Origin of the sequence: Methanosarcina hadiensis, from assembly GCF_046529725.1 — an archaeon.
GTDB lineage: Archaea > Halobacteriota > Methanosarcinia > Methanosarcinales > Methanosarcinaceae > Methanosarcina > Methanosarcina hadiensis.
Map to the genome: position 1 here is coordinate 3,719,247 of NZ_CP136241.1, position 12,139 is coordinate 3,731,385.

Genomic DNA, 12,139 nt, shown 5'->3' on the forward strand with positions numbered 1-12,139 from the left:
ATTCGGTGATTCTATTGAGCAAAAATACGACATTTGTACCAGTCGAAAAGATGAATGTTCAGCCAAGGGTGAACAAATCAAACACAAAACCACAACAGAGAGACCCAAATATGGTCAGCAGCATGGGTACAATGAGAATTGGCCCTGATTTTAAGTCAAGAATTTCAGCACACGAGGGAAAAATTCTTGCCCTGGCTACAAGGAATGTAGTAACCCTCCCTCCCACTGCAACCATAATGGAAGCAATCAAGATTATGACTGAAAGAAGGTTCAGGCGTATTCCGATCACGAATGCAGGAACAGGGAGGTTGGAAGGGGTAATTACTTCTGTGGATATCATTGATTTTCTGGGGGGCGGCAGAAGAAACCTCCTTGTTACAAACCGCTTCAAAGGCAATCTGCTGGCTGCAATAAATGAAGAGGTAAGGCAGATCATGGATACTGATGTTACATACATCCATGATCAGGCAGATTTTAAAGAAGCCGTTACAACGATGCTTAAAAAGAGAGTTGGAGGCCTGCCAATAGTGAACAATGAGATGCAGGTCGTCGCGATCTTTACTGAAAGAAATGCTGTAGAACTGATGGGCGGACTTGTAACAAACAAAACCGTTGATGAGTACATGACTAAAAGTGTCACAATGGTGACAACAGATACCAGTATAGGACAGGCTGCAAAAATAATGGTGCAGAATAGGTTCCGAAGGCTTCCTGTGGTTAAGGATGGAATCTTTGCGGGGATAGCCACAGCTTCTGATATTGTCCATTACCTGGGGAGAGGAGATGCATTCGGCAAACTCACAACAGGAAATATTCATGAAGCTCTGGACCAGCCTGTAGGCTCTATTATTTCACAAGAACTGATCTGGACCAGCCCTGGCACAGATATGGGGAAAGCTATGGAAATCATGCTCGAGAAAAAGATAGGCTCGCTTCCGATTCTGGAAGAAGGAATACTGCGCGGTATTATTACAGAGAGCGATTTCCTTAAAGGTTTTGACTTTTAACAGGAGTTCCATCAGGTTTAAAACAAAATTCTGAAACCAAAAAAATTTGAAGCCAAAAAATTCTGGAAACCGGAGAAGATACTGCCAAACCGAAAGTGTTCAATTTAACCGGAAAACTTCTACTAAACCAGAAGACTTCTGTTAGACCGACCAGAACTGAAAGCCAGAAATAATCCGGAAAATTATAAAAAATCCAGAGAATCCAGAGAATCCGGAGCAACTTTATTAGAAGGTTGAAAGGAGGTAAACTTCTTGGCTGGACAGACCAGAATAAATTTTATATTCTGGATATATCGCTCAGAGCGTAGCTGATCTTAAAATAAGGTTCAAGAGAAATTACCACGGATACTCTTTAAGATAACCTGAAATAATACTCTTTAAGATAACCTGAAACAAATCTCTTCAACCAGCTGTATTTCCTGATAAGCTACGTTTCCGGATAACTTCGAGGCACCTTCGTATATCACAGATTTATGCTGTATAACGCAGCAATAAGTTGAAAAGAGAAACAGATACTGGCAAAAAGCTCGAATTTAAAGCAATGTTTGTATCAAAAATCACAAAAATCACATTTGATTCAAAAACTATAATTGTTAATACTTATATATGTAAAAATGAAGGAGGTATTCAATGAATGTGGCGGACATCATGAGTTCACCTGTGTATGTTATAAACGCAGATGGGCCCGTGTCACATGCAAGAAATCTGATGTTAAGACACAGAATCAGTACATTGCTTGTCCTTAACGAGGGCAAAATGGTGGGAATCGTCACGAAATCGGACATCACTAACCGCCTGGCTCAGGCCGAACCTCTCTGGAGGAGACGGCCTATAGACCAGATCCCAATCAGGTTGCTGATGACAGAGTCCGTAATCACCATTTATCCCGAGGCCTCCATTTCCCAGGCAGTCGCCTTGATGCTTGAGAACGGAGTACATAATATTCCGGTGGTAAAAAATGATATCGTAGGTATCGTCACCAGAACAGACGTCGTGCGCTATGTTGCTGAACATGCAGACGAAATAGAAACAAAGATTCCAAGATTGATGACAGAAGATGTTGTTTCTGTTCACAGGCACCACACAATCAACCATGTCATAGACGAATTGAATAAAAATGAGATTGAGAGAGTAATTGTCAAGGATGATAATGGAAAACCTGTCGGATTGATTTCAAGGAGGAGCATTGCCTTAAACCTTTTAACAGATAACGAAGGCAAACTATCAACAAAAAGCATAAAGATGACACGGAAGTCCTCACCTGGAGGCCAGAAGACTTACAGGTATGTGAAAGAAGTGCCCTTAACAGCAGAAGATATTATGGTTTCACCACTAATGTCCATCGATATAAACGAGAAAATTAGCGATGCTGCAAAAAAACTGATTGAAGAAGGAATAAATGCCCTGCCTGTCAGTGATGATGAAGAAATAATAGGGATACTGAGCAGGACCGATATTATGAAAGCCGTACTCTAAAGAGATTTCTGGAAATAGACTGGGAAATAAACCGTAATATTTGAGTAAAAAAGAAGCTCAGTAAAAAGAAGCAAAATACCTTTAAAATGATAAAAAGTAATTAATTATGAATAATCCATATTAAAATCAATATTAAAATCAATATTAAAATCAATATCAAGTATTATATGGAGGTATATACGGCAAAAAAGAACAAAAGAGGATAGCTGAAAGCGAAAGGATGCAAAATTAAACTTGAAAAAATGGATGTATTAACGTCTGTAAAAACGCAAGAATATCTGTAAAAACGGGAAATTGCGAAAATTGGAAATTAAACTCTGGATACGCATGAGGTGAAAGCATGCAAGTTAAAGACATAATGGTACAACCACACAGGATTGATAAGTCAGACACCATATCTCACGCCCTTGATCTCATGGAAAAGAAAGACACAAAACGCCTGCTTGTAGTCCATGACAACCAGGTACTCGGAGTGCTGACCATGAGAAGTCTGACAGAGCAGCTCGGAACTCGAAGGAAACAGAGCAAACCCGCATCCTCTTTGCATGTTGCAACAGCCGTATCCGACAACTTTGTAAAGGTTTTGCCAGATACCGATACCAAAGATGCCCTTACCCTGATGAAAAAGAAGGGAGGCGTTATAATTGTCAGTGAAAATGGAAATGCAATGGGCTGGGTAACCCCACAGGAGTTCATGAAAGTAAACCGTTTCACAGGTTTTGTCGGGGAAGTGATGGAAAAATACCCGATTACAGTCAGCCCTTCGGACCGTGTGGCTCATGCCAGGCGCCTGATACTGGACAAGAACGTTGGAAGACTGCCGGTAATTGAAAACGGAAAGCTTGTAGGAATCATTGCAGAAGATGATATTGCTTTTGCAATGCGCTCTTTCAGGGACCTGGTAGCTGATAACCAGCAGGACTCCAGAATAAAGAACCTGCTCGTCGGAGATATTATGACCCGCAGTGTGGTCAGTGTGCACACCAATACTCCCCTTTCAGATGCGGTTAAAAGCATGCTGGAACACGATGTTGGAGGTGTTCCTGTCCTTAATCTGGAAGAAGAGCTCGTTGGATTCCTTGCACGCAGGAACGTTATAAATACAATTCAAGAATAAGACCTTAGAGAAAAAAAGAGAAACAGAAAAAGGTCTGCCCCTTTGGGACAGGCCTTCCTGATCTTTCAATAATTTCTAATATGGTGAATTCTATTTTAAATTCCTGATCCGGTGAATTCTATTTTAATATTCTTTTTTGAGCATGTTGTTCGAAGAATATCATGTATTTTTTTGTGGACTTTCCGTTTTAGAAGGATTTGTCTCCTCCAAGGAGACCTCCGAGTATATCACTCCCACCAATGCCACTGCGTTCTTCCCTGTTTCGCCCGTAAGCAGAAGCTGCAAAAATTCTGTCCGCAAGACGCGAGAAAGGTAAACTTTGCATGTACACAGTACCTGGGCCTGTCAGGGTAGCAAGGACAACTCCTTCACCGCCAAAGAGCGCGTTTTTGAAATCCCTGGACCATGTTATGTCATAAGTTATATTCTCCGTAAAAGCTGCTACGCATCCGGTATCAACCTTATAGGTCTCACCCGGAGCCAGATCTTTTCTTATAACCGTGCCTCCGATGTGAATAAAAGCCAGTCCGTCACCCCTGAGCCTCTGGAGAATAAAACCTTCACCACCAAAAAGCCCTGCACCCAGTTTGCGGGTAAAAGCCAGTTCCACCTCAACACCTTTGGCAGCGCAGAGAAATGCATCCTTCTGGCAGAGAATGCTGCCTCCGAATTTGGAAAGGTCAAGTGGAAGAATTTTGCCCGGGTAAGGAGCTGCAAAAGCTACATGCCCTTTTCCGGAACCTTTGTGAATAAAGCTTGTAATAAAGAAGCTTTCGCCTGTCAAAGCTCTTTTAAGGCCTTTTTTCAGGCCGCCAAGGAGTCCTCCGCCTTCGTTGCCCATACTTGTCTGCATCAGAATTCCGGGCCCCATGTATGCCATAGCTCCGGCCTCTGCCTGGACAGCCTCGCCTGGATCAAGTTCAATCTCAACGATCTGCATTTCATTGCCAATAATCTCGTAGTCGATATCGTCAGCTATATTATAGCCTCCTCGTTTACATTAAAACTAAAATGCAAAAGAAATTAGAAGCCACGTAGTGAACTGCCCCGCCCTGCCTGATGGCGAGGACGGAGCTTCCTTCGAGTGATTATGTCATTTGGATATTTGCAGTGATGCAGGTATCCATCTGTAATCCTGTTTGTCGAAGATTATCAGAAAACTTCTGATAGCTTGTCCACAAAGCATTTTGTGATAAGAAACGCTTCATTATATTGATAGCACTATTTCTATCACGATCAATTACGTTTCCACAATCACATTTCATAGTTCTTTCCCAAAGTGGCATGTTATGTCGTGTTCCACAGATACAACACTCTTTGGATGTATAGCTTTCATCAATTCTTATTACTTTTTTACCTGCAAGCTCCGCTTTGTAGGTCAAGAATTCGATGAATCTGGAAAGATATCCTTGATTTTGTGTTGATCTGTTCTGAGAACGTTTTCTTTTTCCAGTTACTTTCTTTGACTGAGCCATACTTTTTACGTTAAGATCTCCCACGATTATTGTATTGGCTCTGGTGTTCTCGATCATTGTTTTAGAAAGTTTATGCTGGAAATCTTTAATCTGATTAGACTTCTTTGCTTCCATTTTTCTGTATGTTTTGTGTAGTCTATTCCATCTCTTGCTTCCTTTTTTACAATGATCTCTTCTGGATTTAATTGAATCTATCTTTGTATTCCAATATTGATCTGCTCTGGGTGTTTTTACTTCAAAGAATTTACCTTGAGTATTTACTGCTGTAACTATTTTTATAATACCTAAGTCTATCGCTTGATACAAATCGTTATCAACATACTCTTTTATTGGATTTTCTTCATATGTAATTGATACATAGAAATTACCCCTACCTTTGTATGGATTATCATTATAGATTTCAATCTGCTTGATTGTCAGCAAATCAAAAGCATTTCCAATTTCGAAAGACAATGGAATTTCGTTTGCCTTATGAGAGAAACTGAGCTTTCCATTATTGATTTTGAATCCACTCTGATTATAAACCAAAGTCATAAAGTATTTTCCACTTCGAAACTTGGGGGGTCTTGCAGATTTATCCCCGTTTTTCCAGAGCGAAAAGAACGATTTATAATTAGCATCGAGCTTTTTAAGAACCGATTGCAATACTTTGGAATACACTATATTGTATTCAGGGAATTTTACTTTTAGTACTGGAAGCTGATTCTGTTGTTCTACATACTTTACACTTCTCTGTTCAGTTTTCCACGCATCTTTTCTTTCAGCTAAAGCGAAATTATAGAGGCATCTACACTGTTCAGATAGTTGCCAAAGAACATCTACCTGTTCTTCAGTCGGATTTATCTTGATCTTCTTCGTCAGATGCATATTTGCCTTGATTCTCCACATATTTTTTAAGTACGTCTAGGGTTACTTGCCCTGTCGATGCGATAAAATACGATCTTGACCAAAACGTATCTTCCCATAACATAGTCTTTACTTCAGGGAAGTTTTTACGAATCTCCCTTGAAGTTATAGTTTTGATTGTGTTGATGTATTTTGGAATATCAAGCGAAGGTTTTGCTGAAAATAATAAGTGGAAGTGATCTTTGTCACACTCGATATTCAGTACTTCAACATCGTATGTTTCACTTATGTTATGAATTTTAGTTTTAAGAAAATCGACAACTAAAGGGTTCGTTAGAGCTTTTCTTCTATATTTCACACACTGAACGAAATGATAATGGAGTGAATATACAGAATGGCTTCCACGATCTAGTTTATACTGCATAGTTATCACTATATTGATGTAACTATAAGTATAAATAATTATGCTACTGTTGTTTTGTAGAAGTTGACGGCTTTCATCCCCCACCTGTCGGGCTACGCCCTCCGAGGAAGGGGACTTCCCGCCTTAAAGTTAAAAAGATTTTTGATAGATTGGACCGTCTTTATAAACCACAGACTTTTTTGTGAACTGACACGTCCGGAAACCCTGTAAGGATGATAACCTATTTCACGCTCGAAAACAGATAAATAAGTATGAATAGAGGGGAAAATGAGGAAATAGATCCTGACTTTGTTGCGCGGCTGGCTGACTTCCTGGGGTTTGATCAGGGAAGAATTCAACACATTTTTGAAAAAAACTATCTTGCGAGGAACTGGGGAAAATATGACTACCTTTTCCGGTTCGACAAAGAAATTTCCCGTATAGAAAGGGGAACAGTGCTTTATGAAAAAGGGGATTCATTTGAAGTAATTGTAGGTTTTCCTAAAATCCGGAGAGCCATGGTACTGGACCCTACCCTGAAGAAACATTTCAACGGGCTTGAAAAGATATCTGTAGAAGAAAAAATGAATGGGTATAATGTAAGGGTCGCAAATGTAAAAGATGATATCCTGGCAATTACACGGAGCGGCTATGTATGTCCTTACTCAACTGAAAGGGCAAAAGAAAAACTTGACCTCAGGTTTTTTGATGACTTTCCCGAACTTGTGCTTTATGGAGAAATGCTGGGCCCTGACAATCCTTATGTCCCAAAAGAAATCTACGGCATTGAGTCCGTAGATTTCTATATCTTCGATATCCGGGAAAAAAATAGCGGCAACCCTCTTCCAATAAACAGAAAGCAAAGAATTCTGAAAGAATATGGGTTTTTGCAGGTTGAGTGTTTTGGAGAATTTTCCCTGGAAACAGCTGCAGAAGAAGTTACAAAAATTATCAGAGACTTAGGGGAAAAAGAACACGAAGGCGTGGTAATAAAAGACCCTGATATGGTTCTTGCCCCCCTGAAATATACCTCGTCCGAGAGCAACTGTTCCGATCTAAGACATGCGTTCAGGTTTTATAATGAAGCAGGCCGGGACTACATGCTTTCCAGAATTGTTAGAGAGGGATTCCAGACTGTTGAATGGAATGAAAATGAAGCTGAGTTTAAAAATCGTTATATGCAACTTGGAGAGAGCATCCTGAATCCCCTTAGAGAATCGATCAGGACTGTAAAGAATGGGCAGAGACTCTATGAATATGTCAGGATCCGGGTAAAAGATTTGAAAACTGCAATGGAATTCGAGAATTACCTTAAAAGGCTTGGAGTGGATGCTATTTTTGAAGATCCGCAGCCCGTAGGAAATGAATACCTGATAAACATTAAAAAAGTTAATAAAAGCACAAATGATAAAACTCAGGCAATATGGGAAGGAGAACTCTGGTGACAGGTATTCTCCTCCGGTAAACCTTTTCTTGCCTTTAGTGGTTTGACTGAAAAACAATAAACGTCCCTGTGTCAATTCAGTTTTTTAAAAATTGTCCTCCCTTTCGGAAAGGTATTTAATTGTTAATTATACCTGGATATCCAGCAGCCTGTTTGCAGGTCCACGCCCTAATTATTAGTACGAAAAGGAAAGAAAAAGAATTAATCTACCCATGAGGCACGTAGCATCCTTTCTTCATATGATAGGGTTTCGTCGGTCAAAATTTCGAGTTTTTTATATAATATCCCCACATGGGTTCTTTTTTCACTGATAGTTTCTATTATGTGATTATAATAAGGTTCTTCCGTTAGATTGTGATTCGTCAGGTCTTCTGTAAAATTTTTGATGTCCTCTTCGTCAAGCTCGATTAATGTTTGGATATTTTTTATCTGGCCTTCCAGCGCTATTTTATCCATCTCTTCAGTCATCTTGTTTCATCTCCATAAATAATCTCCATAAATAATCTCAACAAATAATTTCCATAAATAATTTCCATAAATAATTTCCATAAATAATTTCCATAAATAATTTCCATAAATAGTTTCCATAAACAATAATGGTAACATTTTTTCCTTTGTTAAAGATCTCCACGGAACAGGGAATACCTATTGTATCTGCTGTTTTTTATTTACTTGTATCACCAATTTTCCTTTTTTGATTCTATTTATTTTCGGAGTATATTTGTCCCCTGGTTTCTGTTAATAGGCTTTTTGGAATTTTATTTGTCCGATATGTAAAATTTTGCGTTTCTTGAAGGTAAAGCTTTTTAGTATTAATAGCAGGATTAAGGGTGTTAATCCAGTATATGACTAAAGAATTACTTACGAGGATTACTTACTGGTTCATCCACTTCCAATATAAGGTCCTTAATAAGTATATGCATAACTTTAGTCGTAATGTTCAGAAACTTAAGCATTAAGGTTAGGCTAATATTTGAAATTCAATTATTCAAAACAAACTTAACAACACGGACTTAACAATCTGGATTTGACAACGTTCTGGATTTTATAATCTGGGTAATACTCTCATACATATCATTTGTTTATAAAATATTGATACATAAAAGGGGACTAACCATGGTAAATGTTGCAATTATAGGGACAGAAAAAAGCGGCAGGACTTCCCTTGCCGCAAATCTTGGGAGAAAAGGAACTTCCTCCGATATAACGATGTATAATAACGATAAAGAAGGCCACAACATGGTTTTTGTGGATGCCCACAGCTACCCTAAAACTCTGAAGTCTCTGGTTACGGCACTGAATATTTCCGACCTTGCAGTCCTTTGCATTCCTCCTCAGGGCCTGGATGCCCACACCGGGGAATGCATTGTTGCCCTTGACCTTCTTGGCTTTAAACATGGAATCATTGCGCTGACAAGATCAGACAGCACGCACATGCATGCAATTGATGAACTGAAAGCGAAACTAAAAGCCATCACTGCAGGAACAGTACTTCAGGAGTGGGAATGCATTTCCCTCAATACAAACAAGAGTGCCAAAAATCCTTTTGAAGGTGTGGATGACCTCAAAGCCAGAATCAATGAGATGGCAGAAAAAATAGAAGCCGAACATGCAGAACTTAATAACCTGCCCGCAAGGATCTTCATAGACCATGCCTTCAACGTTACAGGCAAGGGATGTGTTGTCCTCGGGGTTGTCAAGCAGGGTGTATCAAAGGACAAGGATAAAACCAAAATTTTCCCGCTTGATAGAGATATTGAAATCCGCTCTATCCAGAGCCATGATGTGGATATCAACAGCGCTCCAGCAGGCACAAGAGTTGGGATGCGCCTTAAAAATGTTCAGGCAAAGGATATAGAGAGAGGTTTCATCATTTCAGATAAGGAGATTGTAACTACTGATTATACTCTTGAATGTTCAATCTCAAAATTCACAAAAAAGATAGAACCTGCAAGTGTGCTTCACCTTTTTGTTGGACTTCAATCTGAGCCTGTGCGTGTTGAAAAGATTCTGGTTGACGGAAATGAAGTAAAGGAAGCAAAACCGGGCACTACCTGTGTACTGGAACTTTCAGGGAACAAAAAAGTTGCTTACGACAAGCAGGATCGTTTTTTGCTCGCAAATCTTGACCTGACCCAGCGTTTTGCAGCTTATGGCTTTTCGAAATAAGGTAAAAAGAGGAAAGATTAAAAGCTGATCGAAGGATCGGACTAAAGCCAGATTAAAAACTAAATTGAAAGAGATTGATGCAGAAGGGTAAAAATGACTCAGGGTACAGATAAGGCTCTTTACGGAAAGGCTCTTTACGGAAGAATCTTTCATAGAAACATCTGCTGGCAGCGCTCTTACGAAAGAGTGGAAGGTGAAGAGATCATTATGGCTCTTTACGGCAGCCTGAGAGACGGACTGCATAACAGCCGGCGTTTGAACCTCCCAAACAGGTCGGACTTTCTGGGCATAACGATAATTAAAGGATATGCCCTTTACTCCCTGGGCGCTTACCCGGCTGTCTACCCTGATGAGAATAGTTCTGTGGTTGCAGAAGTGCGCAGGTTTTCAGGAAAACAACAGCTTGAGGTTGCAAAATCCATTGATTATATGGAACTCTTTGGCGGGTACCACAGGGAATATATTGACCTTGAAATAGAGCAGCAGAAATTAAGGAGCTTCATCTATGTTTACGATGAAAAACCTGAAACTGAAGTAATCAAGCATGGGGACTGGGCCAGATACCTCAAAGAAAAAGGGCTGTCTGAATGAAAGAATAAAAATGAATAAAATACAGAACTATCCGAATAAAAGAATTAAAATAAATAAAATGAATAAAATGCCACGAAAAAGCCAAAACAAAGAAAAAACAAGGAAATAAAAAGTAAGAAAGTACCGGAAGACTGCCTAATATTACAGTTTCCTCAAGAACTCAAGGCTCCTGATCCCTTCCTCAACCGAAGCCATTTCAGTAACAAAAATTCCTTTATAGTTTGAGAGCCTTTCCATAACGTGCTTCCAGTTTATAGTACCTTCTCCGATCGGTAAATGATCGTCTTTTTTGCCCATATTATCATGAATGTGCACATGGGAAACCCGGTCTCCAAGCTGGTCCAGAAATTCGTCTATAAGCCCAACCGTGTTTGCATGCCCGACGTCAAAAGTAAAGCCCACATTATGGCTGCCAACAGCATCAAGCATTTCTTCCATTTCATCAGGGTATTTACCAAAAATCTTCGGGAGATCTGGCATATTTTCAACAGCTATCAGGACTCCAAGATCAGCTGCAAAATCACATAATTCCCGGATAGAGGCAAGATTTGTCATATAGGCCTGCTGCGGAACCTGTGCCCCATACGGAGAGAGATATCCTGGATGTACCACAGCCAGACTCACATAATTAGAAGCAAGGGTCAGGTAGTGTTTCATCTGCCTGAGTACCTCAGCACGGATTGAGTCATTCAGACCCGCAAGGTTCATGTCCGAAAAAGGCAAATGGAGGGTCAGTTCCAGGTTGGTAGTATCATAAATATTCTTAAGGTTCTGAACGGTCTTACTGCTCAGGCACTGCGACCCTTCCTGAACGATCTCCCAGCCAGTGTATCCATTGTCTTCCAGAGTGTATGCCCATTTAAAAGGGTCTTCAACGACCGAACGCGATGAATAACTGATTCTATGCAGCTGCATGATAATAACTCACCCTATTTATTCATCCTTTTACCAAGCTTCATTAGCTAAGTTTCAAATACCGATTTTGAGACTTTAGCTCTTTTCCACATAATCCATTCCCACTTCAACAACCGGTATCCCTTCTTCTGTGAGAGGCAAAAGCCATGCAAAAAGCCTTTCCATTTCATCGGAAGATTCTGCCCTTATATTGACTTCAATAGATCCCAGGGGTTCTTCTTCAGCAGGAACGCTGGGAACTCCGACAAAAGCTGCCTGTTTGTTGAGCAAAAAACTGACTGAAAGCCCTTCGCTGGATAATCCTTTATTGAAAACTTTGTTGCGGATGCTATCTATAATTTGTTCCCTGCGAATGAGCCCGTGCAGGGTCAACAGGAGGTCAAGCCCTCCCTTGCCTGTAATACGAAAAGAAGGAGAAATTTCATTTTTATGTTGGGTTGAGTCAACGCTTTCTTTCTGGAGTTCTATTCCTGTAAAAAGGCTTGAAATTGCTTTGATGACCTTCTCAGGACTTTCCGTGGGATATACAGATGCTGATACTTTTACACTTATCATGAGTGTACTCCATTTATACTTTCAAATACTATTATTTCAAATTGCTTACTTCCAACATTGCTATTCCAGAAGGACTTCGGTTAATAGTGTTTTCTCTATTATGTATTGGGACTGATCAATAAAGATAACTTAAAAATAGCT

The 12,139-nt window shown here is 39.9% G+C and carries 12 protein-coding genes; 6 read left to right on the forward strand and 6 right to left on the reverse strand.

All coding sequences use genetic code 11. The features are described 5' to 3' along the window. Positions 1–5 precede the first annotated feature (5 nt). From RSJ42_RS15965 to RSJ42_RS15975, 3 genes are all read left to right on the forward strand, one after another. On the forward strand, positions 6–1,007 hold the full coding sequence (locus RSJ42_RS15965) for a CBS domain-containing protein (RefSeq protein WP_410508240.1): 1,002 nt from the start codon (positions 6–8) through the stop codon (positions 1,005–1,007). 630 nt (positions 1,008–1,637) lie between these two features. Further along, positions 1,638–2,483: an HPP family protein gene (locus RSJ42_RS15970; RefSeq protein WP_410508241.1), complete on the forward strand. Its 846-nt coding sequence runs from the start codon at positions 1,638–1,640 to the stop codon at positions 2,481–2,483. Positions 2,484–2,823: 340 nt separating this feature from the next. Beyond that, complete coding sequence (locus RSJ42_RS15975) at positions 2,824–3,600, forward strand: CBS domain-containing protein (protein ID WP_410508242.1); 777 nt, start codon at positions 2,824–2,826, stop codon at positions 3,598–3,600. Between the two features lie 187 nt (positions 3,601–3,787). On the opposite strand, the gene RSJ42_RS15980 is transcribed toward RSJ42_RS15975, so the two are convergent. From RSJ42_RS15980 to tnpA, 3 genes are all read right to left on the reverse strand, one after another. Then, a complete protein-coding gene (locus tag RSJ42_RS15980; RefSeq protein WP_410508243.1) occupies positions 3,788–4,540 on the reverse strand; it encodes a TIGR00266 family protein in 753 nt (250 codons plus the stop codon). Between the two features lie 148 nt (positions 4,541–4,688). Beyond that, positions 4,689–5,942, reverse strand: coding sequence for an RNA-guided endonuclease InsQ/TnpB family protein (locus RSJ42_RS15985; protein ID WP_410507638.1), 1,254 nt, complete (start codon positions 5,940–5,942; stop codon positions 4,689–4,691). Then, positions 5,905–6,345: an IS200/IS605 family transposase gene (gene tnpA / locus RSJ42_RS15990; RefSeq protein ID WP_048106147.1), complete on the reverse strand. Its 441-nt coding sequence runs from the start codon at positions 6,343–6,345 to the stop codon at positions 5,905–5,907. Before tnpA ends, RSJ42_RS15985 begins: the two co-directional genes overlap by 38 nt. 251 nt (positions 6,346–6,596) lie before the next feature. Here tnpA and RSJ42_RS15995 point away from each other — a divergent pair, with 251 nt between their 5' ends. Next, entirely contained in the window at positions 6,597–7,769 is a 1,173-nt protein-coding gene (locus RSJ42_RS15995; protein WP_410508244.1) for an RNA ligase, read from the forward strand. Between the two features lie 200 nt (positions 7,770–7,969). Here RSJ42_RS15995 and RSJ42_RS16000 read toward each other — a convergent pair whose 3' ends face one another. After that, positions 7,970–8,236 carry a hypothetical protein gene (locus RSJ42_RS16000; protein WP_410508245.1) on the reverse strand — a complete coding sequence of 89 codons (267 nt, stop codon included), beginning with the start codon at positions 8,234–8,236 and terminating at the stop codon, positions 7,970–7,972. 648 nt (positions 8,237–8,884) lie between these two features. Here RSJ42_RS16000 and RSJ42_RS16005 point away from each other — a divergent pair. Both RSJ42_RS16005 and RSJ42_RS16010 read left to right on the forward strand, forming a co-directional pair. Further along, positions 8,885–9,937: an elongation factor Tu gene (locus RSJ42_RS16005; RefSeq protein WP_410508246.1), complete on the forward strand. Its 1,053-nt coding sequence runs from the start codon at positions 8,885–8,887 to the stop codon at positions 9,935–9,937. A gap of 93 nt (positions 9,938–10,030) precedes the next feature. Then, a complete protein-coding gene (locus RSJ42_RS16010; RefSeq protein WP_410508247.1) occupies positions 10,031–10,528 on the forward strand; it encodes a gamma-glutamylcyclotransferase in 498 nt (165 codons plus the stop codon). A gap of 141 nt (positions 10,529–10,669) precedes the next feature. Here the strand turns inward: RSJ42_RS16010 and RSJ42_RS16015 are convergent, their stop codons facing one another. Both RSJ42_RS16015 and RSJ42_RS16020 read right to left on the reverse strand, forming a co-directional pair. Beyond that, positions 10,670–11,443, reverse strand: coding sequence for a sugar phosphate isomerase/epimerase family protein (locus RSJ42_RS16015; RefSeq protein ID WP_410508248.1), 774 nt, complete (start codon positions 11,441–11,443; stop codon positions 10,670–10,672). Positions 11,444–11,518: 75 nt separating this feature from the next. Further along, the gene (locus tag RSJ42_RS16020) at positions 11,519–11,998 is read right to left on the reverse strand and encodes an RNA-binding domain-containing protein (RefSeq protein WP_410508249.1); all 480 of its coding nucleotides are present in this window, start codon (positions 11,996–11,998) and stop codon (positions 11,519–11,521) included. Positions 11,999–12,139 lie beyond the last annotated feature (141 nt).

Bases quoted from the DNA above. Each gene is read 5' to 3' on its own strand.
- RSJ42_RS16005 (WP_410508246.1), top strand. From the start codon at position 8,885: ATGGTAAATGTTGCAATTATAGGGACAGAAAAAAGCGGCAGGACTTCC.
- RSJ42_RS15975 (WP_410508242.1), top strand. From the start codon at position 2,824: ATGCAAGTTAAAGACATAATGGTACAACCACACAGGATTGATAAGTCA.
- RSJ42_RS16000 (WP_410508245.1), bottom strand. From the start codon at position 8,236: ATGACTGAAGAGATGGATAAAATAGCGCTGGAAGGCCAGATAAAAAAT.
- RSJ42_RS15970 (WP_410508241.1), top strand. From the start codon at position 1,638: ATGAATGTGGCGGACATCATGAGTTCACCTGTGTATGTTATAAACGCA.
- RSJ42_RS15995 (WP_410508244.1), top strand. From the start codon at position 6,597: ATGAATAGAGGGGAAAATGAGGAAATAGATCCTGACTTTGTTGCGCGG.
- RSJ42_RS16015 (WP_410508248.1), bottom strand. From the start codon at position 11,443: ATGCAGCTGCATAGAATCAGTTATTCATCGCGTTCGGTCGTTGAAGAC.
- RSJ42_RS15980 (WP_410508243.1), bottom strand. From the start codon at position 4,540: ATGCAGATCGTTGAGATTGAACTTGATCCAGGCGAGGCTGTCCAGGCA.
- RSJ42_RS16010 (WP_410508247.1), top strand. From the start codon at position 10,031: ATGACTCAGGGTACAGATAAGGCTCTTTACGGAAAGGCTCTTTACGGA.
- tnpA (WP_048106147.1), bottom strand. From the start codon at position 6,345: ATGCAGTATAAACTAGATCGTGGAAGCCATTCTGTATATTCACTCCAT.
- RSJ42_RS15985 (WP_410507638.1), bottom strand. From the start codon at position 5,942: ATGCATCTGACGAAGAAGATCAAGATAAATCCGACTGAAGAACAGGTA.
- RSJ42_RS16020 (WP_410508249.1), bottom strand. From the start codon at position 11,998: ATGATAAGTGTAAAAGTATCAGCATCTGTATATCCCACGGAAAGTCCT.